Annotated in this window: 24 protein-coding genes and 1 pseudogene; 15 read left to right on the top strand and 10 right to left on the bottom strand. The window is 59.0% G+C overall.

The window, feature by feature from the left end:
• The first annotated feature begins 148 nt into the window (after positions 1 to 148).
• Positions 149 to 1,543: a Si-specific NAD(P)(+) transhydrogenase gene (gene sthA, locus CCX46_RS20625; RefSeq protein WP_127929145.1), complete on the top strand. Its 1,395-nt coding sequence runs from the start codon at positions 149 to 151 to the stop codon at positions 1,541 to 1,543.
• A 42-nt stretch (positions 1,544 to 1,585) separates the two neighbouring features.
• Here the strand turns inward: sthA and CCX46_RS20620 are convergent, their stop codons facing one another.
• Together CCX46_RS20620 and CCX46_RS20615 are read right to left on the bottom strand one after the other, a co-directional pair.
• The gene (locus CCX46_RS20620) at positions 1,586 to 2,308 is read right to left on the bottom strand and encodes a glycerophosphodiester phosphodiesterase (protein WP_095121056.1); all 723 of its coding nucleotides are present in this window, start codon (positions 2,306 to 2,308) and stop codon (positions 1,586 to 1,588) included.
• 14 nt (positions 2,309 to 2,322) lie between these two features.
• Positions 2,323 to 2,904: a PilZ domain-containing protein gene (locus CCX46_RS20615; RefSeq protein ID WP_016986736.1), complete on the bottom strand. Its 582-nt coding sequence runs from the start codon at positions 2,902 to 2,904 to the stop codon at positions 2,323 to 2,325.
• Between the two features lie 94 nt (positions 2,905 to 2,998).
• Here CCX46_RS20615 and CCX46_RS20610 point away from each other — a divergent pair, with 94 nt between their 5' ends.
• From CCX46_RS20610 to CCX46_RS20600, 3 genes are all read left to right on the top strand, one after another.
• Entirely contained in the window at positions 2,999 to 4,249 is a 1,251-nt protein-coding gene (locus tag CCX46_RS20610; protein WP_127929144.1) for a lipoprotein-releasing ABC transporter permease subunit, read from the top strand.
• Positions 4,242 to 4,940, top strand: a complete 699-nt coding sequence (lolD, locus tag CCX46_RS20605; RefSeq protein ID WP_007910506.1) for a lipoprotein-releasing ABC transporter ATP-binding protein LolD — start codon at positions 4,242 to 4,244, stop codon at positions 4,938 to 4,940. Before CCX46_RS20610 ends, lolD begins: the two co-directional genes overlap by 8 nt.
• Positions 4,941 to 5,003: 63 nt before the next feature.
• Positions 5,004 to 6,248: a lipoprotein-releasing ABC transporter permease subunit gene (locus tag CCX46_RS20600; protein WP_034156425.1), complete on the top strand. Its 1,245-nt coding sequence runs from the start codon at positions 5,004 to 5,006 to the stop codon at positions 6,246 to 6,248.
• Between the two features lie 119 nt (positions 6,249 to 6,367).
• On the opposite strand, the gene CCX46_RS20595 is transcribed toward CCX46_RS20600, so the two are convergent.
• Both CCX46_RS20595 and CCX46_RS20590 read right to left on the bottom strand, forming a co-directional pair.
• A complete protein-coding gene (locus CCX46_RS20595) occupies positions 6,368 to 7,714 on the bottom strand; it encodes a heavy metal sensor histidine kinase (protein ID WP_127929143.1) in 1,347 nt (448 codons plus the stop codon).
• The gene (locus tag CCX46_RS20590; protein ID WP_064392816.1) at positions 7,714 to 8,394 is read right to left on the bottom strand and encodes a heavy metal response regulator transcription factor; all 681 of its coding nucleotides are present in this window, start codon (positions 8,392 to 8,394) and stop codon (positions 7,714 to 7,716) included. Before CCX46_RS20590 ends, CCX46_RS20595 begins: the two co-directional genes overlap by 1 nt.
• A gap of 168 nt (positions 8,395 to 8,562) precedes the next feature.
• On the opposite strand from CCX46_RS20590, the gene copI reads away from it, so the two are divergent.
• Positions 8,563 to 9,096 carry a copper-resistant cuproprotein CopI gene (copI, locus tag CCX46_RS20585; protein WP_127929142.1) on the top strand — a complete coding sequence of 178 codons (534 nt, stop codon included), beginning with the start codon at positions 8,563 to 8,565 and terminating at the stop codon, positions 9,094 to 9,096.
• 61 nt (positions 9,097 to 9,157) lie between these two features.
• Positions 9,158 to 9,988 (top strand): NADPH-dependent 7-cyano-7-deazaguanine reductase QueF, encoded by an 831-nt coding sequence (gene queF / locus CCX46_RS20580; RefSeq protein ID WP_127929141.1) that lies wholly within the window; start codon positions 9,158 to 9,160, stop codon positions 9,986 to 9,988.
• A gap of 26 nt (positions 9,989 to 10,014) precedes the next feature.
• Here the strand turns inward: queF and CCX46_RS30915 are convergent.
• From CCX46_RS30915 to CCX46_RS20565, 3 genes and pseudogenes are all read right to left on the bottom strand, one after another.
• Positions 10,015 to 10,113: pseudogene (locus CCX46_RS30915) on the bottom strand (metal ABC transporter ATP-binding protein); the annotation flags it as partial.
• Between the two features lie 64 nt (positions 10,114 to 10,177).
• Positions 10,178 to 10,441, bottom strand: a complete 264-nt coding sequence (locus CCX46_RS20570) for a DUF4404 family protein (protein ID WP_007910520.1) — start codon at positions 10,439 to 10,441, stop codon at positions 10,178 to 10,180.
• A gap of 108 nt (positions 10,442 to 10,549) precedes the next feature.
• Positions 10,550 to 11,170, bottom strand: coding sequence for an HAD family phosphatase (locus tag CCX46_RS20565; RefSeq protein ID WP_127929140.1), 621 nt, complete (start codon positions 11,168 to 11,170; stop codon positions 10,550 to 10,552).
• 198 nt (positions 11,171 to 11,368) lie between these two features.
• Between CCX46_RS20565 and CCX46_RS20560 the strand changes: the two genes are divergently transcribed.
• The gene (locus CCX46_RS20560) at positions 11,369 to 12,058 is read left to right on the top strand and encodes an MlaA family lipoprotein (protein WP_038362262.1); all 690 of its coding nucleotides are present in this window, start codon (positions 11,369 to 11,371) and stop codon (positions 12,056 to 12,058) included.
• Positions 12,059 to 12,110: 52 nt separating this feature from the next.
• On the opposite strand, the gene CCX46_RS20555 is transcribed toward CCX46_RS20560, so the two are convergent.
• Positions 12,111 to 12,410 carry a PilZ domain-containing protein gene (locus CCX46_RS20555; protein ID WP_127929139.1) on the bottom strand — a complete coding sequence of 100 codons (300 nt, stop codon included), beginning with the start codon at positions 12,408 to 12,410 and terminating at the stop codon, positions 12,111 to 12,113.
• A 275-nt stretch (positions 12,411 to 12,685) separates the two neighbouring features.
• On the opposite strand from CCX46_RS20555, the gene rssB reads away from it, so the two are divergent.
• The gene (gene rssB, locus CCX46_RS20550) at positions 12,686 to 13,867 is read left to right on the top strand and encodes a two-component system response regulator RssB (protein WP_016986724.1); all 1,182 of its coding nucleotides are present in this window, start codon (positions 12,686 to 12,688) and stop codon (positions 13,865 to 13,867) included.
• Positions 13,867 to 14,349 (top strand): anti-sigma factor antagonist RssC, encoded by a 483-nt coding sequence (rssC, locus tag CCX46_RS20545; RefSeq protein ID WP_003226553.1) that lies wholly within the window; start codon positions 13,867 to 13,869, stop codon positions 14,347 to 14,349. The genes rssB and rssC overlap by 1 nt, the downstream gene beginning before the upstream one ends.
• Before the next feature lie 189 nt (positions 14,350 to 14,538).
• On the opposite strand, the gene tal is transcribed toward rssC, so the two are convergent.
• Together tal and CCX46_RS20535 are read right to left on the bottom strand one after the other, a co-directional pair.
• Positions 14,539 to 15,465, bottom strand: a complete 927-nt coding sequence (tal, locus tag CCX46_RS20540) for a transaldolase (protein WP_038362268.1) — start codon at positions 15,463 to 15,465, stop codon at positions 14,539 to 14,541.
• A 202-nt stretch (positions 15,466 to 15,667) separates the two neighbouring features.
• Positions 15,668 to 16,624 carry a cellulase family glycosylhydrolase gene (locus CCX46_RS20535; RefSeq protein WP_127929138.1) on the bottom strand — a complete coding sequence of 319 codons (957 nt, stop codon included), beginning with the start codon at positions 16,622 to 16,624 and terminating at the stop codon, positions 15,668 to 15,670.
• Positions 16,625 to 16,917: 293 nt separating this feature from the next.
• On the opposite strand from CCX46_RS20535, the gene CCX46_RS20530 reads away from it, so the two are divergent.
• Genes CCX46_RS20530 through CCX46_RS20505 form a run of 6 tightly spaced genes read left to right on the top strand, consistent with a single transcriptional unit; the run spans position 16,918 to position 24,200 of the window.
• Positions 16,918 to 17,358, top strand: a complete 441-nt coding sequence (locus tag CCX46_RS20530) for a low molecular weight protein-tyrosine-phosphatase (protein ID WP_127929137.1) — start codon at positions 16,918 to 16,920, stop codon at positions 17,356 to 17,358.
• 39 nt (positions 17,359 to 17,397) lie between these two features.
• Entirely contained in the window at positions 17,398 to 19,626 is a 2,229-nt protein-coding gene (locus tag CCX46_RS20525) for a polysaccharide biosynthesis tyrosine autokinase (RefSeq protein ID WP_127929136.1), read from the top strand.
• 40 nt (positions 19,627 to 19,666) lie between these two features.
• Entirely contained in the window at positions 19,667 to 20,749 is a 1,083-nt protein-coding gene (locus tag CCX46_RS20520; RefSeq protein WP_110720569.1) for a glycosyltransferase family 4 protein, read from the top strand.
• Positions 20,750 to 20,764: 15 nt separating this feature from the next.
• A complete protein-coding gene (locus CCX46_RS20515) occupies positions 20,765 to 21,877 on the top strand; it encodes a polysaccharide pyruvyl transferase family protein (protein ID WP_127929135.1) in 1,113 nt (370 codons plus the stop codon).
• Positions 21,874 to 23,106: a polysaccharide biosynthesis C-terminal domain-containing protein gene (locus tag CCX46_RS20510; protein ID WP_127929134.1), complete on the top strand. Its 1,233-nt coding sequence runs from the start codon at positions 21,874 to 21,876 to the stop codon at positions 23,104 to 23,106. The genes CCX46_RS20515 and CCX46_RS20510 overlap by 4 nt, the downstream gene beginning before the upstream one ends.
• Positions 23,097 to 24,200: a hypothetical protein gene (locus CCX46_RS20505; RefSeq protein WP_016986717.1), complete on the top strand. Its 1,104-nt coding sequence runs from the start codon at positions 23,097 to 23,099 to the stop codon at positions 24,198 to 24,200. Before CCX46_RS20510 ends, CCX46_RS20505 begins: the two co-directional genes overlap by 10 nt.
• The last annotated feature ends 5 nt before the right edge of the window (positions 24,201 to 24,205 follow it).

Below are 24,205 nucleotides of genomic sequence, written 5' to 3'. Positions count from 1 at the left end.
GCGACCAAGGGTTAATGTGCGCGGCGTTGACGCTTCTATAGACTGTGTCCGGGTTCTTGATTGACCCCCAATTGTTCCTTCGCGCCGCCGTTCGGCGTGATTTAGCCGCAGGTGCTGCTGGCACCGCGGCCTGTTCTGAGGAGTACGCATGGCTGTCTACAACTACGACGTGGTGGTGCTGGGTTCCGGCCCGGCGGGAGAAGGCGCGGCAATGAACGCCGCCAAAGCAGGGCGCAAGGTCGCGATGGTCGACAGCCGTCGCCAGGTCGGCGGCAACTGCACCCACCTCGGCACCATCCCGTCCAAGGCACTGCGTCACTCGGTGCGGCAGATCATGCAGTTCAACACTAATCCTATGTTCCGGGCGATCGGCGAGCCGCGCTGGTTCTCCTTCCCGGACGTGTTGAAAAGCGCCGAAAAGGTTATTTCCAAACAAGTCGCTTCGCGCACCGGCTACTACGCCCGTAACCGCGTCGACGTGTTCTTCGGCACCGGCAGCTTTGCCGACGAGCAAACCATCGAAGTGGTCTGCGCCAATGGTGTGGTCGAAAAACTGGTGGCCAAGCACATCATCATCGCCACCGGTTCGCGTCCTTATCGCCCGGCGGACATCGATTTCCACCACCCGCGTATCTACGATAGCGACACTATCCTCAGCCTCAACCACACCCCGCGCAAACTGATCGTTTACGGCGCCGGCGTGATCGGTTGCGAATACGCATCGATCTTCAGCGGTCTGGGTGTGCTGGTCGAGCTGGTCGATAACCGTGGTCAGTTGCTGAGCTTCCTCGACTCGGAAATCTCCCAGGCGTTGAGCTACCACTTCAGCAACAACAACATCACCGTGCGTCACAACGAAGATTACGATCGTGTTGAAGGCGTCGATAACGGCGTGATCCTGCACCTGAAGTCTGGCAAGAAGATCAAGGCCGACGCCTTGCTCTGGTGCAACGGCCGTACCGGCAACACCGATCAGCTCGGTCTGGAAAACATCGGCGTCAAGGTCAACAGCCGTGGCCAGATTGAAGTCGACGAGGCCTACCGTACCTGCGTACCGAACATCTACGGTGCCGGTGACGTGATCGGCTGGCCGAGCCTGGCCAGTGCCGCCCACGACCAGGGCCGTTCGGCCGCTGGCAGCATCGTTGATAACGGTAGCTGGCGTTTCGTGAATGACGTGCCGACTGGCATCTACACCATTCCGGAGATCAGCTCGATCGGCAAGAACGAGCAGGAACTGACCCAGGCCAAAGTGCCGTACGAAGTCGGCAAGGCGTTCTTCAAGAGCATGGCGCGGGCGCAGATCGCCGGCGAGCCGCAAGGCATGCTGAAGATCCTGTTCCACCGTGAAACCCTGGAAGTGCTGGGCGTTCACTGCTTCGGTTATCAGGCGTCGGAGATCGTCCACATCGGTCAGGCGATCATGAACCAGCCGGGCGAACTGAACACGCTGAAGTACTTCGTCAACACGACGTTCAACTACCCGACCATGGCTGAAGCCTATCGGGTAGCGGCGTACGACGGTCTCAACCGGCTTTTTTGACGGGCTCCGGCCGGTGGCCTGAGCCGGCCGGGGAGACCGATTTCAGCAATTCTCGAGGGTGGCAGTGGCCAAACCGGGAAAGTCTGTAATCAGGCTGTCAACGCCGAAGTCGGCGAGTCTGCGCATCAGCGCAGGCTCGTTGACGGTCCACACCGACACGTGCAGCCCTTGACGCTGCGCCTTCTGCAGGCGTTCCGGCGTACACAGCGTCCAGTTCAACGCGAGAATCTCACAGCCATAGCTGGCCGCGACCTTCAACGGGTCGAGCCAGGCGTATTCGGCGACCAGTCCCCGTGACACATCCGGCACGAGGTCCAGCGCCGCTTTCAGCACTTCCCGCGAACTCGAGGTGATCGTCACCTTGTCGAGCAGGCCATGGCGCTGAGCCATTTCACGAATCGCCAGCACGGTGGTTGCCGCGCGAGTACGCGAAGCGCTTTTGACTTCCAGCTGCCAGTGATCGAAATCACATTTCTCGAACAACTCTTCCAGCGTCGGAATCGGGCACGGCTTGATCCAGCCGGGGCCGCCCTTGCGCGCGTCGTAGGTCACCAGTTCGGCGGCGGTGTGCTCGACAACCTTGCCGCGCCGTTCCGTGGTGCGTTTGAGGGTCGGATCGTGAATGACCATCAACTCGCCGTCCTTGGACAGGTGCAGATCCAGTTCGCAGCGGCGCACGCCGTGCTTGAGACATTCCTGAAAACTGCTCAGGGTGTTTTCCGGTGCTTCGCCCTTGGCGCCGCGGTGGCCGTAGATGAGGGTCACGGTGCTTCCTTAAGTTAAATGCCAGATTCGTTCTGTTCGCGGGCCAGACGTCGTTCCTGGGCCTGCTTCTGCAAGATATAGCGGGCGAGCAACTGGCGCTGGGCGTCGGTCAAGTGTTCGAACTCGGTGCCGACGTCATAACCCTCGCCCTTGCGGTCGCAATGGGTGACACGGGCGCGCAGCAACAGGCCCAGCGCTTGCGGCATCAGCACCAGTTTCACCGACAGGTGTGCACCGGTGGCAATCGGCGTCGGATACTGAAAGTCGATCCCGCCTTCGGAGATGATCACCGGTTGCGGCTCGCCGATATGGCCGAGCACGGTCAGGGCGACCACCTGGCTGAGCAGGTCGATGCGTTTGTTCTGCGATTTCAGGAACGCGGCGATGGCCCGATCGCGCTCGCTGATCTGGCGCAACAGGTGCTGCGACTCGAATTCGCTCAGGTGCAGTTCGCTGAGCAGGTTGAACAGTGGGGAAGCATCCTGCAACACTTCCTGGCCTGCGGCTTCGGGAGCGGACAGGGGCCGAATTTCCAGTGCGATCGTGTCCTCGATACGGTAGTATTCGCGGCGATCTTCTTCATCTAATGTCGACATGGCGAACCCATGGTAGCGGCGGTGGTCTGAGTGTAAAGCTGGTTATCGACCCCCGCCACAAGGACGTTCCTTTTCCCTCCGAACAAGCCCCGACATGTTCAGACCTCTCTTCGTATTTATTGGCACGCGTTATACCCGTGCAAAGCGTCGCAATCATTTTGTGTCATTCATTTCCCTGACTTCGATGATCGGGCTCGCCCTTGGCGTGGTCGTGATGATCGTCGTGCTGTCGGTGATGAATGGCTTCGATCATGAGATGCGCACCCGTGTGCTGGGCATGGTGCCCCACGCGACCATTGAATCCACTGAGCCGATCAACGATTGGCAAAGTCTGGCCAACAAGGTCAAGCAGAACCCGCAGGTGACGGCGGTTGCGCCGTTTACCCAGATGCAGGGCCTGCTGACCAATAACGGTCAGGTGTCCAAGGTGTTGCTCAATGCCATCGACCCTGCGCTCGAGCGCAATGTGTCGATCATCGACAACTTCATGAAGCAGGGCAAACTCGACGATTTGACGCCGGGCAGCTTCGGCATCGTCATCGGCGACAAGGCCGCGAGCAAGCTTGGCGTGGGCATCGGTGACAAGGTCACCTTCGTCGCGCCGGAGGTCAGCGTGACCCCGGCCGGGATGTTCCCGCGCATGAAGCGCTTCACCGTGGTCGGCATTTTCCATGTCGGCGCCGGTGAGCTCGACGGTTATCTGGGCGTCACCAACCTGCAGGATCTGGCGAAGATGCACCGCTGGAAGCCTGATCAGGTGCAGGGCATTCGCCTGAAGTTCGACGATCTGTTCCAGGCACCGCGTGTGGCATGGAACATCGCCCAGCAACTCGGCGAAGATCATTACTACGCCCGCGACTGGACGCGCACCCACGGCAATCTGTATCAGGCAATCCGCATGGAAAAAGCCATGATCGGCCTGCTGTTGCTGCTGATCGTCGCCGTCGCAGCGTTCAACATCATCTCCACGCTGGTGATGGTGGTGAACGACAAGAAAGGCGACATCGCCATTCTGCGTACGTTGGGCGCGACGCCGGGCACGATCATGCGCACGTTCATGGTGCAAGGCACGGTGATCGGTGTGGTCGGCACAGCGATTGGCGCGGTGGTCGGCATTTTCGCTGCGCTTAATGTCAGCGCAGCGATCTCGGCACTGGAAGGCCTGATCGGCCACAAATTCCTTAATGCTGACGTGTATTTCATTGATTATCTTCCGTCGCAGGTGCAGAGCCAGGACGTGGTCATGGTCTGCGCCGCGGCGTTGGTTCTGAGTTTCCTCGCCACCCTGTATCCCGCCTGGCGTGCCGCGCGCACCCAGCCGGCGGAGGCGCTACGTTATGAGTGAGTCGGGCATGAGTGAACAAGCAATCTTGAGCTGCCGCAACCTGGGCAAATCCTACGAGGAAGGCCCGGAATCGGTAGAAGTACTGGCCGGCCTGCAACTGGAGTTGCACCCGGGCGAGCGCGTGGCGATCGTCGGCACCTCGGGTTCGGGCAAAAGTACGTTGCTCAACCTGTTGGGCGGTCTCGATACGCCGACCAAGGGCAGCGTCTGGCTCGACGGTGAAGAGCTGTCGGCACTGAGCGAGAAGAAGCGTGGTTTGCTGCGTAACCGTGCGCTCGGTTTCGTGTATCAGTTTCACCACTTGCTGCCGGAATTCACTGCGCTGGAAAACGTCTGCATGCCGCTGCTGATCGGCAAGACGCCGATCCCCGAAGCCCGTCAGCGCGCCACGGCATTGCTGGAACGCGTCGGCCTCGGTCATCGTCTGGAGCACAAACCGGCGGAACTGTCCGGTGGCGAGCGTCAACGTGTGGCCATCGCCCGCGCCTTGGTGAACAAGCCGGGTCTGGTGATGCTCGACGAGCCGACCGGCAACCTCGACTCGCACACCGCGCAAGGCATTCAGGATTTGATGCTGGAACTCAGCACCTCCATGCGCACCGCGTTCCTGGTGGTGACTCACGACATGAACCTGGCCCGCCAGATGGATCGCGTATTGCACCTGCAAGAAGGTTGCCTCACGCCTATCTGATTGGCTGAAACCCGGCGTCTGTAAAGGCGTCGGGTCTTTTATTTTTATACGGTGCCCCAGCGAATGTTCAGACCGTTATCGATCTTTATCGGCACGCGCTATACCCGCGCCAAGCGCCGCAATCGCTTCGTTTCGTTCATTTCGATGACCTCGATGATCGGCCTCGCCCTCGGCGTGCTGGCGATGATCGTGGTGTTGTCAGTGATGAACGGCTTCCAGCGCGAAATGAGCTCGCGCATCCTCGGCATGGTGCCGCACGCGACCATCGTTGGCGTCAAGCCGATCGATGACTGGCAGCCCGTCGCCGCCGCTGCAATGAAAAACCCCGAAGTGACTGCCGCCGTGCCGTTCACCGAAATGGAAGGCATGCTCTCCTATAAGGGCCTGATGCAGCCGATCCAGATCAGTGGCGTCGATCCTGCGCAGGAAGGCAAGGTGTCGATTGTTGCCCAGCACATTGTGCAGGGGCGTCTGGATGCCTTGAAACCGGGCGAGTTCGGCGTGGTGATTGGTGAAATCACCGCACGACGTTTCCGCCTCAATGTCGGCGACAAGATCACTTTGATCGTCCCGGAAGTCAGCACTGCGCCGGGTGGCATCACCCCGCGCATGCAGCGGCTGAACGTGGTGGGCGTGTTCAAGGTTGGTGCTGAACTGGACGGCTCGATGGGCCTGATCCACGTCGCCGATGCCGCGACCATGCAGCATTGGGAACCGAATCAGGTGCAGAGCGTGCGTCTGGCGGTGAAAGATCTGTACGCCGCACCGAAAGTCTCCTCGGACATCGCTGCCGGGTTGGGCGCCGATTTCAAGGCTGACGACTGGACCCACACCCAGGGCAGCCTGTTCAGCGCAATGAAGATGGAAAAAACCATGATCGGCCTGCTGTTGCTGATGATCGTCGCGGTGGCGGCGTTCAACATCATCGCAACCCTGATCATGGTGGTGAACGACAAGGGCGCGGACATCGCGATCCTGCGCACCATCGGCGCCACGCCACGGCAGATCATGGCGATCTTCATGGTGCAGGGCACGGTGATCGGCATTGTCGGTACGATCATTGGCGGCGTGTTGGGCGTGATTGCGGCGTTGAATGTCAGTCAGATCGTGGGCTGGATCGAGCGAGTCAGTGGGCAGCATATCTTCAGTTCTGACGTGTACTTCGTCAGCAATCTGCCGTCGGAATTGCAGGGTGGGGATGTGCTGTTGATCTGCTCGGCGGGCTTTATTCTGAGCTTCCTGGCGACGGTGTATCCGGCCTGGCGGGCGGCGAAGATCGAACCGGCTCACGCCCTGAGATATTCGTAAGCGACTCCATGCTCGTTCCCACGCTCTGCGTGGGAACGCCTCAACGGACGCTCCGCGTTCGGCTCTGGAAGGGACGCGGAGCGTCCCGGGCTGCATTCCCACGCAGAGCGTGGGAACGATCAGGTTCGAGGCAGCTCAATCACAAACCGCGTCCATCCCGCCTCTGATTCGCAATGAATCTGCCCACCATGGGCGCGGACGATGGATTGAGTAATCGCCAGCCCCAACCCTGCATGCTCACTGCTGCCTTCCTGCCGCGCCGGATCGGCCCGATAAAATCGATCAAACAGGCGTGGCAACAACTCCGCAGAAATCCCTTCACCACTGTTCTCGACTGAAATGCGTACCGCGTTCGGTTGATCAACGATCCGTAAGCTCACGTAGCCCTCGACCGGGGTAAACCGCAGCGCGTTATCGAGCAAATTCGACAAGGCCCGGCGCAACATGCTGCGATCACCCTCGATCCGCGCGTTGCCTCCTCGACTCAGCCTGACCCCGGCGTCCTCCGCCAGCGGCGCAAAAAACTCCAGCAACACATCGGTCTCGTCCGCCAGTTCCAGCGGCTCGCGCTTGGGCATCAGCAAACCGTGGTCAGCCTTGGCCAGGTACAACATGTCGTTGACCAGTTGCGCCATCCATTGCAGTTCTTCGAGGTTGCTGTGCAGCGCTTCGCGGTAATCCTCGATCGGCCGTGGGCGGGTGAGGGTGACCTGAGTGTGGGTCAGCAGGTTCGACAGTGGGGTGCGCAGTTCATGGGCGATGTCGGCGGAAAACGCCGAGAGGCGCTGAAACGAGTCGTCGAGGCGTGCGAGCATGGCGTTGAAGCTGTGGGCCATTTCTGCAAGCTCGGGTGGCATTTGCGCTTCCGGCAGTCGGGCGTTGAGCGATTGTGCGGAAATCCCACGAGCAACCGCGCTCATGCGCCGCAACGGACGCAACCCGCTGCGTGCAGCCCAGGCACCGAGCAAAGCGGTGGCCAGCGCTGACAGCCCGACCGTCAGCCAGATCAGATGCTGCATGCGTTGCAGGAAGTGCTGGTGATGGGTGATGTCCAGCAGCATTGTCAGTTGCGGGGAATCGGCTTTTTCCGGGTAGAGCGGGGCGTTGAGCACGCGGTAATCGGTGCCGTCATGGCTTATGGTCGACAGGCCGGATTGTTGCGGCAAATCCTTGGGGATTTGCGTCGAACTGTCATACCAGCGCTGGCCGTCAGTGCCGGTAATGCGCAACGACAGATCGGCCTGACGGCTCAGCTCATCCGCCAGCCGCGCCTCACGTTGAGCGGGTTGAACATCCTGCAAGGCGCGGCGCAGGCCAATCAGCTTACCGTCCAGTTGTTGCTGGTCGAGTTCGATAAAGTGCGCTTCGCTGGCGCGGTTGAACAACACCCCGGCGAACAGCGAAACCACAGCGGTGCAAGCGGCAAACAACAAGGCCAGGCGCGAACTCAGGGACAAACGACGCATCAGGCGCCACGCTCTTCGAGCACGTAGCCCATGCCGCGCACGGTGTGGATCAATTTGTTGGGAAACTCGTCGTCGATTTTCAGACGCAGACGGCGGATCGCCACTTCGATGACATTGGTGTCGCTGTCGAAATTCATGTCCCAGACCTGTGAGGCGATCAGCGATTTCGGCAGCACCTCACCCTGACGGCGCAGGAGCATCTCCAATAACGCGAATTCTTTGGCGGTCAGGTCGATGCGCTGACCGCTGCGTTCAACCCGGCGGCGGATCAGATCCAGACGCAGGTCGGCCAGTTGCAGACTGGTTTCCTGGGTTGTAGCGCTGCCGCGACGCAACAGGCTGCGCACCCGCGCCAGCAGTTCCGAGAAGGCGAAGGGTTTGACCAGATAGTCGTCGGCGCCGAGTTCGAGGCCATGAACCCTGTCTTCCACGGCGTCTTTGGCCGTGAGAAAAAGTACCGGCGTATCCAGCCCGGCGCTGCGCACCGCTTGCAGAATCTGCCAGCCGCTGCGACCCGGCAGCATCACGTCGAGGATCAGCAGCGCGTAATCACCGCTCAAAGCCAGTTGCTGACCGCTGTTGCCGTCGGCCACCAGTTCCGTATTGAACCCGGCCTCGGTCAGGCCCTGGCGCAGGTATTGGCCGGTTTTCGCTTGGTCTTCGACGATCAACAGTTTCATGGGCGACTCGGGTGGGTTCGGGGGTGTTGTAGTCACGAAAGCTTTATACCGTGAGCGCTGGCGACAAACGCCAACCTGACAAAGTTGTAATCTCCCTGTCAGGTAGATGCCAGCGCAGGCCGGCTAAAGTTTCCCATAAGCTGAATCTTATCTTGTTGGAGAACGACCATGTTTTTACGCCAATCCCTGACGTTGGCTGCCTGTCTGTTGGCGTTGAGTTCACCAGTGTGGGCCGCGCCGGCACACAACTACGACTTCGGCCAGCCAGCGCCTGCCGCCAAAGCCACGCGCAGCATCGAAGTGGTGATGGGTGATATGTCGTTTGATCCGAAAGCCATTCAGATCAAGGCCGGTGAGACCGTTCGTTTTGTGCTGGTGAATAAAGGCCAGTTGTTGCACGAATTCAACCTCGGCGACGCGGCGATGCACGCCAGACACCAGCAGGAAATGTTGCAGATGCAGCAAAACGGCATGCTTACGCCTACCGGCATGAAGGAAATGTCCCACGACATGGCCGGCATGGATCACGCAGCGATGGGCCATGGCATGAAGCACGATGATCCGAACAGCGTGTTGGTCGAGCCAGGTAAATCCGCCGAGCTGACCTGGACCTTCAGCAAGGCCACCAGCCTGGAATTCGCCTGCAATATTCCCGGGCATTATCAGGCGGGCATGGTCGGCAAACTGACTGTCAGTCAGTAAGCACTCAAAGGCGCGGGCAAAGGCTGGTAGAATCCGCTGATTATTCAGTCAGGTTTCCGCCATGCATCCCGCAGCCGAACACTCGCCGCTGGGCAAATCCAGCGAATACATCGCCACGTACACGCCGTCCCTGCTGTTCCCGATTCCGCGCACCGCGAAATGGGCCGAGCTGGGTCTGACCGCCGAAACCCTGCCGTATAAAGGTGTGGATTTCTGGAACTGCTTCGAGCTGTCGTGGCTGTTGCCGTCGGGCAAACCGGTGGTGGCGATTGGCGAATTCAGCATTCCGGCGGACTCGCCGAACATCATCGAATCGAAGTCGTTCAAGTTGTATTTGAACTCGCTGAACCAGACCGCGTTTGCCGACGTTGCTGCATTGGAAGCAACACTGGTCAAGGATTTGTCGGCCGCCGCCGGCAAACCGGTGGGCGTGCGGGTTCGCAGCCTGAAGGATGTTGAAGCGGAGGGCGTCGTGGCGCTGCCGGGCGTGTGCATCGACGATCTGGATATCAGCGTCAGCAACTATGAACATCCGCGCCCGGAACTGTTGCGCTGCGATGATTCGCGGATTGTCGAGGAGACGGTGTATAGCCATCTGCTCAAATCCAATTGCCCGGTGACCAGTCAGCCGGACTGGGGCAGCGTGGTGGTGGAATATCGCGGCTCGGCGCTGGATCATGCCAGTCTGCTGGAATATATCGTCAGCTTCCGCCAGCACTCTGACTTCCATGAGCAGTGTGTGGAGCGGATTTTCCTTGATCTGCAACGACTGCTGAAGCCAGAAAAGCTGACGGTATTTGCCCGTTACGTGCGTCGCGGTGGTCTGGATATCAACCCGTATCGCAGCACCGAAAGCGTACAGCTGCCGAATCACCGCCTGGTGCGCCAATAAAGATCCAGAATGTGCGATGTCCAATGTGGGAGCGAGCCTGCTCGCGAATGCGGTGTGTCATTCAAGGATGATGTCGATTGACACGACGCCTTCGCGAGCAGGCTCGCTCCCACAGGGGACTGCATTGCAAATCGTAGACATGAAAAAGCCCTGCCAGCGATGGCAGGGCTTTTTTTGTGTGGCGGGTAATCAGATCCCCATGCTGCCCAGCGCATTAACGATATTGCGCAAGGTGCCGGCAATGGCCGGGTGTTCGAGTTCAAAGCGATCAACCGCCAGATTGACGCCGTCAGCGATGCTGGCGTCTTGTGTGGCAGTCTCCAGTTGAATTTCGGATTCAATCTGCGCCATCAGCGCATGCAAATCCTCACGCTCGGCTTCCGACAGCGGCGGATTCTGCTCCAGCTGCTCGCGCAGGGTATCGAGCTGTTTTTGCAGTTCTTGGGCGGGCATGGTGTTTTCCTTTTATCAATAGGCACTGGCATTGACCGCAGCCGCGCGCCAAAGGTCTATGGCTGACCTTTAGATTAATCCACTCCCGGCAAACCTGCATGATCCCGATCAGGGCTTTTCGCCTTTGAGCCGGCGCAGGCTGATGTCGGCGAGACAGGTGTCGAGCTCGCCCAAGTGATCGATCACCGAATGCACGCCGAGGCCGAATAGCTGCATCGTCGCCTTGCCACGCAGTTGTTCGCGTTCTCTCTGGCTCAGCGCTTGCCATTCGCCCGGTGCCAGGCCGCACAGCGAGCCGCAGGAGGCGAGGCCGATGGTCCACAGCCCGGCGTTCAGGCCGGCCTGCAGCAGGCGCGGTTCGCCACTGACCAGCACGCAGCCGCCCAGACAACCGACGTTCAGGTCCATCAAGGCTTGCCAGCAGGCATTCGGCGCAGGCCACGGATTGAGTGTTGCCGAATGTTGCGCAGGTTTGATTGACGCCGGCAGTGAGGCCGACAAGGATTGGGCGAGGGCAGGGGGCAGTTCATCCAGCCAGGCACAGGGAATCTGCTGGCGCTGCAAACTGTGCAGACTGTCGAGCGCGCCCGGCGTGGCCTCGGCATATTCGGGACGGGCGACGGTATTCAGACGAGCGCGAGCACCGAAATCCACCAGACAACCGCTGAGTCCAAACAGTACGGCGGTCAGGCTGGACGCGGCGACGGGCAAGGTTTCGGCGTGTGTCATGGCAGCGTCCCTGAAATAGCGACAAGGCTAGTCATTCAAGGTGACAGTTGCGTGACGGCTATGTGAACCGCGGCGTGGGAGGGGTCCTACAACTTTGCACAATTGGCCGACTGCCCAAACGGGCTTTTGCGCTTATACTAGCGGCCTTAATGCCCGGGCCCCGATGCCCGCGACAGTACATATCCAAGGAGTTTTTCTATGCGCTGGAGCTATCCGCTCGCTCAGCTAAGTGTATGTGCCGGCCTGTTGCTGGCGCCGTTCGCCACTCAGGCGGCAACGGAAGAAGACCCTTGGGAAAGCGTTAACCGCCCGATTTTCCAGTTCAACGACTTCGTTGACACTTACGCGCTGAAGCCATTGGCCCAAGGCTATGAGTTTGTCACGCCGCAGTTCCTCGAAGACGGCATCCACAACATGTTCCGCAACGTCGGTGATGTCACCAACCTTGCCAACAACATCCTGCAAGCCAAACCGGCTGCCGCTGGCGTCGACACTGCACGTCTGATCTTCAACACCACGTTTGGTCTGCTCGGCTTCTTTGATGTCGGCACCAAAATGGGCCTGAACCGCAGCGATGAAGATTTTGGCCAGACGCTCGGTTACTGGGGCGTTGGTAGCGGTCCGTACGTGATGCTGCCGCTGATGGGGCCGAGCACTTTGCGTGACGCACCGTCAAAATACGTCGACAGCTACACCGGCATGTACCGCTACATCGACCACGTACCTACGCGTAACTCGATCTTCGGTCTGAACATCGTCGACACCCGCGCCAGCCTGCTGTCGAGCGAGAAGCTGATCAGCGGCGACAAGTACACCTTCATCCGCAATGCTTACTTGCAGAACCGCGAGTTCAAAGTGAAGGATGGCCAGGTCGAAGACGATTTTTAATCTCGACCGGTAAAAACAAAGGCGACCCCAGGGTCGCCTTTTTTGTGTGTAGCTATTTCATTTCCAGAATAGTCAGGCCGAGCTTCTGGCCGCCGCCATCTTGTGGCTTGATCCAGACCACTTCGGTCTCGGCTTCAAGCCCACTGAGCGCCGCGTGTTCGGAATCGATGCGCACGCTCAAACGGTCGCCGACCGCGAACTGGCGCGGCGCTGCGACCTGCATGCCGCTGCTGGAGAGGTCGATGCACACCCCTGAAACCTCATCCCCTTCATGAATCAACACGACATCGGCATCGACCCGCATGCGGATGAAATCGCGCTTTTCGCTGTAGTCCCGACTGGTTTGACTCATAGGTTCGTCCTTCCATTGGGTTACGGTTTGAGCTGTTCTTATAACTCTCGGTGATTTGACAAGTAAAGTCGTCAAGCGACCATCGGCGCATGCTTGAAACGCTCTGCGGATGGGAGTACCGTCTGCGCCTTAGAAGGGCACCTCTGGTGTAACCGCGTTTGCAGCCAATGCTCGAAAGCGGTGCAGCAGAGAGGCTAGAAAGCGAATCCAGTAGTCTGCGCAGGGCCCGATGCCCCGCCAACTACGCCAACCTAATTCTGGCGCCGTTTGCCCACATGCCAAAAACCAGTGCCACGCTGCTGATAATCGATGATGACGAAGTAGTGCGCGCGAGCCTCGCGGCCTATTTGGAAGACAGTGGTTTCAGCGTCCTGCAGGCCAGCAACGGCCAACAGGGTCTTCAGGTATTCGAGCAAGACACGCCCGACCTGGTCATCTGCGATCTGCGCATGCCGCAGATGGGCGGTCTCGAACTGATCCGTCAGGTCACCGAGCGGTCACCGCAGACACCGGTAATCGTGGTGTCGGGTGCCGGCGTGATGAACGATGCGGTCGAAGCCCTGCGTCTGGGCGCGGCGGATTACCTGATCAAGCCTCTCGAAGATCTGGCTGTGCTCGAGCATTCTGTGCGCCGGGCCTTGGATCGTGCGCGTCTGCTGCTGGAAAACCAGCGCTACCGCGAGAAGCTGGAAAAGGCCAACCGCGAGCTTGAGGCCAGCCTGAACCTGCTCCAGGAAGACCAGAACGCTGGGCGCCAGGTGCAGATGAACATGCTGCCGGAAAGCCCGTGGAGCATCGACGAGTTCAAGTTCGCGCACCAGATCATCCCGTCGTTGTACCTGTCGGGTGATTTTGTCGACTATTTCCGTGTCGACGAGCGCCGGGTCGCGTTTTACCTGGCGGATGTCTCCGGTCATGGCGCCTCTTCAGCCTTTGTCACCGTGCTGCTGAAGTTCATGACCACGCGCTTGCTGTTCGAATCCAAGCGCAACGGCACATTGCCGGAATTCAAGCCTTCGGAAGTTCTTGGTCATATCAACCGGGGGCTGATCAGTTGTAAGCTGGGTAAACACGTCACAATGGTCGGTGGAGTCATCGACGAGGAGACCGGTTTGTTGACCTATAGCATCGGCGGCCATCTGCCGTTGCCTGTGTTGTACACGCCTGACAGTGTTCGTTATCTCGAAGGGCGTGGTCTGCCGGTGGGCCTCTTCAATGAAGCCACCTACGAAGACCACGTGCTTGAGCTGCCGCCGACGTTCAGCCTGACGCTGATGTCCGATGGCATTCTGGATCTTTTGCCAGAACCTACGCTCAAAGAAAAAGAAGCCGCTTTGCCTCAACGGGTGAAGTCGGCGGGCGGCAGCCTGGATGGTCTGCGGCAAGTGTTTGGATTGGCCACGCTAGGGGAGATGCCGGATGATATCGCCCTGTTGGTGTTGAGCAGGAATCTTTAATGAGTACCGGTAGAATCCAGTTCGCCGAGCAGGACGGCACCTTTGTCCTGAAGTTCGTCGGTGAAGTTCGCCTGACCCTGTGTTCGGCGTTGGATGCGACTATTGAGAAAATCTTCACCGCGCTGAATTTCAACGCGATCGTGATCGATTTGACCGAAACCCGCAGCATCGACAGCACGACGTTGGGCCTGTTGGCCAAACTGTCGATCCTGTCGCGGCAGAAGGTCGGCCTGCTGCCGACCGTCGTCACCACCCACGAAGACATCACCCGTCTGCTGCAATCGATGGGGTTCGAGCAGGTGTTCAACATCGTCAACCACCCGGTGCCGTGCCCGGAGTGCCTGGACGATCTACCGGATCAGGACCAGTCGGAAGAAGTGGTGCGGATCAAAGTGCTCGAAGCGCACAAGATCCTCATGGGCCTCAACGATTCCAATCGTGAAGCGTTCCATGATCTGGTGAATGCCCTCGAGCGGCATTGAGTGATGCCGGCCGGACGGGCCTCTTCGCGAGCAGGCTCGCTCCCACACTGACGCGGCGTCGATCACAAATCCCACTGTGGGAGCGAGCCTGCTCGCGAAAGCGGTCGCAAGAACACTGAAATTATCCAGCAGCCATAAAAAAGGGCGAATCCACCAGGATTCGCCCTTTTCGCATTTCCCTAACTCAAATCACAGCTTGGCCTGCAACAGCGCCTCAAGCTTCTCCTGGTCGCGAGCAAACTGACGGATGCCCTCAGCCAGTTTCTCGGTGGCCATCGCGTCTTCGTTGGACAACCAGCGGAATTGCGCTTCGTTGAGGCTCAGACGGGCTTCACCGGCGTTGCCCGGGGCGAGTTTGCGCTCCAGCTTGCCGGTGTCGGCCGCCAGCTTGTCGATCAGGTCCGGGCTGATGGTCAGGCGGTCACAGCCGGCCAGTTGCTCGATCTGGTTGAGATTGCGGAAGCTCGCGCCCATGACCACGGTCTTGTAGTCATTGGCCTTGTAGTAGTTGTAGATGCGGGTGACCGACTGCACGCCCGGATCATCGGCGCCGGTGTAGTCGTTGCCGTTGGCCTTCTTGTACCAGTCGTAGATGCGGCCCACGAATGGCGAAATCAGGAACACGCCAGCGTCGGCGCAAGCGGCGGCCTGAGCGAAGGAGAACAGCAGGGTCAGGTTGGTCTGGATGCCTTCCTTCTCCAGCACTTCGGCGGCGCGGATGCCTTCCCAGGTCGAGGCGATCTTGATCAGTACGCGATCACGGCCAATGCCGGCCTTGTCGTACAGTTCGATCAGGCGATGCGCGCGCTTCAGCACGGCATCCTTGTCGAACGACAGGCGCGCATCCACTTCGGTGGAGATGCGGCCCGGAATCACTTTGAGAATTTCCTGACCCACCGCAACGCCGAAACGGTCGCTGGCCAGGCCGACATCACCTTTGCAGTCGCTGACGCAAGCGTTCAGCAGCTCGGCGTACGCCGGAATGGCCGCCGCTTTGAGCAGCAGGGAAGGGTTGGTGGTGGCGTCGACCGGTTTGACTCGGGAGATCGCTTCGAAGTCGCCGGTATCGGCAACAACGGTGGTGAATTGTTTGAGTTGTTCCAGCTTGGAAGTCATGGGCGTGCTCTATCCTATGGGTCTGATGACATTACCCGAGCGCTGACGGTCACTCAAGGGCGTGTACGTGTATCGATGGCCCCTGCGGCAACAACCTGAAAACGATTGTTTGAAAGGTGGGGCGGGCTATCGATGAATACGATGCCAAAACAGCCAACAGGTTCAAAGCAACCGACCTGCGAACAGGCCGGTTGTATCTGTGCTACTGGGCGTTCAACAGGGCTTCGACCGACATGCGCGCCGGTTTCGGTTGCCCGTCGGACATCAGCAGGCCGAAGTTCTTCTCACGTTCATTGCTGCCCGTCTCGCTGTTCTTCCATTCGTAGATGGAGGTCAGCGGGATGTTGAGTTTTTTAACATCGCCGATAAACGCGTTGATCTTGCTCGCCTGACCTTCGGCACCGCCGTTGGACGCGAGTGCCGAGATGCCCCATTCACTGATGACGCCCGGCAGGTGGAAGTTCTGCTGAATAAACGTCTGCGCGTTGCTGATCTGCGCGGCCGTCATGCCATACGGGTGATAGGACACGGCGCTCAAGCATTTCGGGTATTCACTGACAATGCGGTTCAGCGCCACGGTGGAAGCCGAGCCTGCGCTGGGTGGCCGGGCGAAACCGTAGCCGATCACCGGCGTCGATGGCGGTTGTCCTTGCAGCGACTTGCACACCGCGCTCATGAACGGCACAAACGTGGTGTCGAACTTGCCCGTCGGCCAATAGGTTTCCAGATCGGGTTCATTCCATAGTTCGATCGCGACCAGTTGCGCGCTGTACGACTGTTGCAGTCCGGTCACCGCTTTGGCAAAGCCTTCACCGGCCGTGGCCAGGTCGGCAGTAGACCCGGCGGGCAAGGGTTTGATCGCGCGAACCGTCAGCAGAACCGGCAGCCCGGCGGACCTGGCCGCCGCAAAAGCATCGCTGACTTGTTGCTGATAAGCCTTGGCCGTCAGGCTGTCGCTCCACACGCCGAAGCGGACAAAACCGAAGCCGGCCGATTTGATCTGCGCGGCGTCGGCAGCCGTGAAGTTCTGAATCTTCACCTGAACGCCGATGTTCTTCGCTGGAAGGTTGGGAAACGTTTCGCTGGCGTGCAGCGGGGTTGTTGCACCCAGTGCCATCAGCGCCAGCGCGCCGAGTCGTTTGAGATGTGCTGATTTCATGTCTGCTCTCCCGAAGAGAAGTGACAACTACGAATATTGATCTCGTTACCCGGTTTTCGAACAAGATGATGGCACTTAGTGCGTGAATGTTATTTTTTGTCGGAAATCAAACAGCCGAAAATCACAGTTATTTTTAGTCCGCTAATTGTGGTTGGGGGACTTTTAGACGCTGTGGTACTTAATGCTCCAGTACTAACAGGGCGAATCTATTTCTGAGTGCAGGAAGATCTTGAGGGTTCATTCAATTGCTCTCGGGATGTTGGCCGTTTGACATTACACAGGAAAGTAAAACCTTGTTCAGAAAGATCCTTGTTGTTTGCGTTGGCAATATATGCCGAAGTCCGACGGCAGAACTGTTATTGCGCAATGCGCTGGGCTCATCGCCCATCACCGTGGCGTCCGCAGGGCTTGCTGCCCGGGTCGGCGAAGGTGTCGAGGCTTCGGCCCGGCAGGTCCTCGAAGATCACGGACACAGTGCCGAAACATTCCAGGCACGGCAACTCACAGCCGACATTGTCAATGAATCGGATTTGATTCTGGTGATGGAAAAACAGCATGTAAATCAGGTGCTGAAAATTGCCTCTCATGCCCGAGGCAAAGTATTTCTGCTCGGTAAATGGCAGAGCGAGCGCGAAATACAAGATCCGTATCGTCAAGGCAAGGCCGCTTTTATTCATGCCCATGCATTGATTGAAGATGCTGTCAGCTCATGGGCACAACGCCTCGCGCGTTGATGAATATTCTTCAGATCAATGAATGGTAAGAACAGACTTATGCAGTTACCGTCCGTCATCGGCACCCGCGACAATGATCAAGACAGTATTGATCTTCTCGGCATATTCGGCAGTTTGATCGACCAGAAATGGTTGATCGGCGCGCTCACCGGCGCCTTCATGGTTACCGGTGTGGCCTACGCAGTGTTGGCCACGCCCGTGTACCTGGCGAATGCGCTGGTGCAGGTCGAGCCAAAAAAGAACGACATGCTCGGCTTCTCCGACCTCAACAGCATGCTCGGTGGGCAATCGCCGTCGGTGACCGAAATCGGCATCATCAAATCCCGCGCGGTGATCGGCAAAACTGTCGACGACTTGCGCCTGGACATTGATGTCACCCCCAATACCTTCCCGATGATTGGCGGCTTTCTCGCCCGGCGTTATCGCGGCGAGACCGAGACCAGCGTCGCCGCACCGCGTTTCGGCCTGAACAGTTACGCCTGGGGCGGTGAGCGTCTGGAGTTCGCCCGGCTCAATCTGCCGAAAGAACTGTTGGGCAAGAAACTCACCCTGATCGCCGGCGAACAGAAGCACTTCCAGTTGCTCGATGACAACGACAACCTGCTGGTAGAAGGCATCGCCGGCGAAACCTTCGCGCAGGACGGCGTAGAAGGGCAAATCACCCAGTTGCAGGCAAACCCCGGCACGCGTTTCGAAGTGGTGCGCAACCCACGGATCGTGACCATTCAGGGTTATCAGGACGCGCTGGATATCTCCGAGCAGGGCAAGGAATCGGGGATTATCAAACTGGCGCTGGCCAGCAGCGACGCCGCTGAAGCGGTGAAGATTCTCAACAAGATCGCCGCGCTTTATGTCGATCAGAACGTGCGCCGCACCTCGGCGGAAGCGGCGCAGAGTCTGGCCTTCCTGCAGAGCCAGTTGCCGCAGGTCAAACGTGATCTGGCCAAGGCCAGCGATGCGCTGAACGCCTATCAGACCCACGGCAAGACCGTGAACATCTCGCTGGAAACCCAGTCGGTACTGGGCCAGTCGGTAGCGCTGGAAACGCGGATCTCCGAGCTGAAAATGCAGCAGGCGGAGATGGACCGCAAGTTCACCAAGCAGCACCCGGCCTATCGCGCCTTGATGAGCCAGATTGGCGAACTGACCCAGCAACAGAAGTCGCTGGAAGGCAAGGTCGGCGATCTGCCCGCGACGCAGCAGGAATTACTCAACCTGACCCGCGATGTCGAAGTCGCTTCGCAGATCTACACGCAGTTGCTGAACAAATCCCAGGAGCTGGACATCGTCCGCGCCGGTGCCGTGGGTAACGTGCGTCTGGTCGATGCGGCGGATGTCGACCTGACCAGCCCGGTCAAACCGAAAAAAGCCCTGATTGTGCTGATTGCCACCTTCCTCGGCGCTTTTGTCGGCGTGGCGCTGGTGCTGCTGCGCAAATCCCTGAGCCGTGGTCTGGAAGGCCCGGAAGCCATCGAACAACTCGGTTTGCCGGTGTACGCGTCGATCCCGTACAGCGCCTTGCAGGATGAAGAAGACAACAAAAAAGGTCGCGCCCGCGATGGTGTCGACAAACCGGCGTACCTGTTGGCCCTGCGTAATCCGACGGATCTGTCTATCGAATCGATCCGCAGCCTGCGCACCTGCCTGCACTTCGCCGGGCTCGATTCGACCAACAACCGCATCATGATTTCCGGGCCGAGCCCGCAAGTGGGCAAGACCTTCGTCTCGTCCAACCTCGCGGCGGTCATGGCCCTGAGCGGCCAGCGCGTGGTGCTGATCGATGCCGACATGCGCAAAGGGCACCTGCACAAAACCCTCAACACGCCGATCACCAACGGCTTGTCCGACCTGCTGGTCAAGCGCTGCAGCATCGATCAGGCAATCAACAAGGTCGAAATCGACAACCTGCACTTCATCAGTCGTGGTCAGGTCCCGCCGAATCCTTCCGAGCTGTTGATGCACGCCAACTTCCGCGAGCTGCTCGCCGAACTGAGCGAACGCTACGACCTGGTGATCATCGATACGCCGCCGCTGCTGGCGGTGACTGATGCGGCCATCGTTGGCCGTGAAGCCGGGATCAGCCTGATCGTCACGCGCTTCGGGGTGAACCCGGCGAAAGAGATCGAACTGACCATCCGCCGCTTCGCGCAGAACGGCATCGAGTTGAAAGGCGCGGTGTTCAACGGCGTCGAGAAGCGTGCGGCCAGTTACTACGGCAACGGCGGCAACGGTTATTACAACTACGAATACGCGTCCGACAAATCCTGACTGTCAGCGACTGTTTTTTCCTGTTTGAAGTGGGTGATTTGTGAAGAAAATACTGCACGTGGCAGAGACGATCAAAGGTGGCGTCGCGACGGTGATCCGGACGATTTCGGCTTCGCCTGAAGGCGATGCGGCGAACTACGAGCTGGTGTATCTGGTCCCGGAGGATCAGGCCAAAGAGTTGCACGGCATCGGCGCGCAACAGATCCGCACCTTCCCGCGCACCGGGCGCAATGTGCCGTCGTTGCTGCGTTTCGCCTGGCGTCTGACTCAGGTGATGCTCAAGGAAAAACCCGACGTCGTGCATTTGCACAGCACCTTTTCCGGGGTGATCGGTCGTTGCGTGTGTGTGCTGCTGCGACCGTGGCGCAAGCCGAAAATCGTCTACTGCCCACACGCGTTTTCGTTCTTGATGGAAAGCTCGCCGACCAAGCAGAAAGTCTATGCGTGGATCGAGCGAGTCCTGCAGAAAGTCACCGACGTGATCATTTGCGTCAGCCAGTACGAACTCGACAAAGCCGCGCGCTTCGGCATCGAGCGCAAGCGCATGAAGCTGATCTACAACGGCATTCACCGCAAGGATGACGCGCCGAAAGCGGCGAGTCCCGAGCCGATTCATCTGCTCTTCGTAGGTCGCCTCGATTATCAGAAAGGCTTCGACGTGCTGCTCAAGGCCTTCGCCAACGTGCAGCGCAAAGACTTGAAGCTGACCGTGGTTGGCAGCGCGGTGAACGAGGACTCGGTGGAGTGCCCACCGATGGACTCTGTTGAATACCTGCCATGGGTCACGCCGAGCGAAGTGCAAGCGCTGTACCAGAAAGCCGATGCGTTGATTGTGCCGAGTCGCTGGGAAGGTTTCGCCATGGTGCCGCTGGAAGGCATGGCCATGGGCTTGCCGGTGATCGCCAGCAATTGCACGTCGCTGCCGGAACTGGTCACCAATGAAGTGTCCGGCTACGTCTTTCCCTCCGGTGATCACCAGGCGCTGGCGGATGTGCTGACCATCATCCAGAAACCACGCCTGCTCGACCTCGGCAACGAAGGTCGGAGCATCGTCCGCGAGCGTTTCAGCGCCGCGTTGATGATTCGCCAGACCTACGACTTGTACCGCGCTCCCACTTTTTAAGTAGAACTCAAGCATATGAACGTAACGATTTTGCATGGCTACAGTGCGTCCAACTCCGGTGACGGCTTGCTCGTCGATCTGGCCATTGCCCTGGTGCAGCGCAACTTTGGCGAAGACACCGCGATCAGTGTCGTGGCCTCCGATCCGGATTCTTTCAGCTACTTGCCGCACCCGCGTTTCGACGCGCCGGTAATGGCGGCCAAAGGTCTTGGCCGGGTCAAACAAGCGGTGTTCCTTAATCAGTCCTACGCCGGTCTGGCGGATCTGCTGAAGAAAACCGATCTGATCGTCGGCGTCGGCGGCGGTTACATGCGCTCGAAAAGTGCCTTCGAACACATCAAGCTGAAACTCGGCCACGCCAAGCAACTGGAAACCGCGATCCTCAGCAAAGTGCCGTCGGTGTACCTGCCGCAAAGCATCGGCCCGTTCCACGGCGAGAGCAGCAAGATCGTCGAGCACTACGCTAGCGCCGATGCGGTATTCGTGCGTGACAATCGCTCCTCGGCGATTTTCGATGCCTGTGCAAACGTCTACCGCGCGCCGGATCTGGCGGTGCAGTCGTTGGCGAGCAAAATCCTCCAGCAGGCAAAATTCACCCGCTGCGCGTCTTCGCCAGCCACCGTGTGCGTGGTACTGCGCAAGCCGCCGGAGTGGAGCAAGGAAAAGAAAGTCGCTTACGTGGCCAATCTGAAAGTGCTGCTGCAGCGTTTGAAGAACAAAAGCAAAGTGGTTTGCGCCGTACAGAGCGCGGTACGCGGCAACGATGACGGCGCGTTCTATCGCGAACTGGGCATCACCGAAGACCTGTTGTCGCTGAAGGCGACGATTGCCAAATACCAACCGGATCTGGTGATTTCCGTACGCTTGCACGGCGCCATCGAGTCGCTGCTTTCCGGCGTGCCGGCGTACCACATCAGCTATGAACGCAAAGGCTTCGGCGCCTATCAGGACATGGGGGTCGAGGACTGGGTGATCAACGGCGGCGACATCAATGTCGACACCATCATCGACACGGTTTATGCGCCGAATGCGCTGGCAAATTTCGGCAAGCGCCTGACCGATACCTGCCGAGAAATCGAAGCGAAAACCGTGGCCATGGACGAGATCATCAAAGGTGTCGTTCGATGATATTTCGGCTGCTGCTTCGCGGCGGAGCGTTGGGCGCGAAGTTTTTGCTGGTGTTGGCGATCACCCATTACCTTGGTTATGAGGCACTGGGCTTTTACGGTGTGGTGGTCGCGGCATCGCTGATTGCGTCGAAGTTCTACAGCGTCGGTTTCAGTTCCGAGATCAATCGCTTGATCAGCGTCGGCGGCAGTTCGCGCCGGGTGGTCGATAAAGTCCTGCTGCTGTATCTGGCGGTGGGGTTGTTGTTGTCGGTAGCGACGGTGCTGATTTATTCACTGTTCCAGACAGTTGAAGCGCCGGCCGCGCTGATCCTTTGCGTGACGCTGGTTTTGCTCACTGAGCACCTGTCGTTCGAGATCAACTCGTTCGTGTTTTCTGCGCAGAAAGCCACGGCGGGCGCATTGCTGTTCTTCATCAAGACCGGCCTGTGGGCGCTGTTGGCGGTGGGCGGGATGATGCTCGATTGGGTCCCGGGAATCGCCAGCGTGCTGTGGCTGTGGGTCGCTGCCAACGTGCTGGTGATCATCGCCGGTTATCTGATCGTGGTGAACGTGCACAAGGGCCGGGTTGCCGGGACGCTGGCCACGGGCACCGTATGGAAGGCCGGCTTGCCGTTCTACCTCGGCACCGGGCTGATCGCGCTGAGTCAGTACGCCGAGCGCTTTCTGATCATCGACCTGGAACCCTACGCCAGCCTCGGTAAATACGTGTACGCATGGTCGGCGGCAAACACTTTGCAGGCGTTGTCCTATGCGGTGGTGGCGGTGGTCGGGATTCCGGTGCTGGCCAAGCGTTTTCAGGCTGAGCAACAGGCGTTCACGGTCAAGCAACTGTTCATCAACAAGTGGGTGATGCGCTCGCTGCTGGTGTCGGCGGCGGTGGCGGTGGCGATCTATGTGTTTTTCAACGTGGTGCTCGATTACGTCGCCACCAGCGTGCCGCGTCCGGACAATGCGATCCTCGGCGTACTGATTTTCTCCTTCGCCTTGCGCGCGATTGGCGACATCGTCTGGGGTGGTCTGATTGCTTCGAAAAACAGCCGGGTGTCATTGGCCAGCGCTGCCATTTGCTTGTTGGTTTCGGTGCCGGTCAGCTATCTGTTGATCAAGCACTATTCGATCTACGGCGCGGCGTGGGGCAACGTCTTCGCGATCATCGTGCAGCTCTTGGTGATTGCCGTGCTGACTCGCGCAACCGCTGCGAAAAAGGCTGCGTTGTCATGGGCCTGAAACTGCCGTGCATCGAGTTTCGTGGCAAGAGACTCGATTCGTATGTCTCGTTCCTGATCCTTTTCACCGGGCTGTTTCTGTCGGTGGCCATGCCGCTGCTGATTCCGCGTGATCCAGGCCCGGATGCGATGACCTTGTGGTCGTCCTACGCCCGTGCCGACAACTGCAACTTCTGGAACCCGTTCTCGCCCGATCGCTCTTCGTACGAGTGTTCGGCGTTCCTGCTGCGGCCCACCGGGATCAACCTGACCAATGCCTGGGCCTACGGCATGTTTTGCAACTTTTTCCTCACGGCGATTCCGGTGGTGGTGTTTCGGCGCATGCCGTTGGCGATCTTCGGCACCCTGTGTCTGTGGGGGATTGTGCGCTCGTTTTTCCTGGAGAACCTGACCAAGGAAATCATTGTGTCGGTGGCGGTGTTGAGCATTCTGCTCAGCTCGCTGACGCGTAAATATCGCGGCGGGTTTTTTCTCTCGGCGGTGATTTACGGCGTGCTGATCCGGCCTTACTGGATCCTGTTTTCGCTGTCGTGGGTCGGCGTCTGCGTGATGAAAAAGTATGTGTCGCGCACGACGTTCTTTCTGATGCTGTTTCTGTTCTACCTGGCGGTAGCCATGTCGATTCAGCTCGCACTGGGCTTCCCGGTGTCGTCGATTCGCGCCAGTAACAACGAACTGCGCACGGCGGGTGAGGAGGGCTCGAAATCCTTGATCGTGTCGTGGCTCAGCGGCAGCGACTTCGTTTCGCAGGCGCTGGACTCGATGATCATTTTCTTCCGCTTGTCATTCCCGGTCGAGCTGATTCTGCTGTCCGGCCCGGGTCAGGTGATCTTCGTCGCGTTGATGATCATGACCGCCTTGCTGCTGTTCAAAGTCATCACCTCGACCGATTACAAGGGCGCGCCGATCCAGACCAAACCCAAGGAACTGATCGCCATTCCGCTGGCGTTTCTGCTGGTGCAAGGTCTGTTCGAGCCAGACTTCGGCTCCTTCGCCCGGCACTTCTCGATGGTGGTGCCGGTGTTGTTTGTCGGCCTGGGCTTGATGCTGCGGGCGAACAAACCGGTGCAGGTTGAATCAAGAATTCTGAATTGAGGCAG

Origin of the sequence: Pseudomonas sp. RU47 (assembly GCF_004011755.1) — a bacterium.
Taxonomy (GTDB): domain Bacteria; phylum Pseudomonadota; class Gammaproteobacteria; order Pseudomonadales; family Pseudomonadaceae; genus Aquipseudomonas.
The sequence above is the reverse complement of the archived record's forward strand: the minus strand, read 5'-3'. Positions and strand labels throughout refer to the sequence as shown.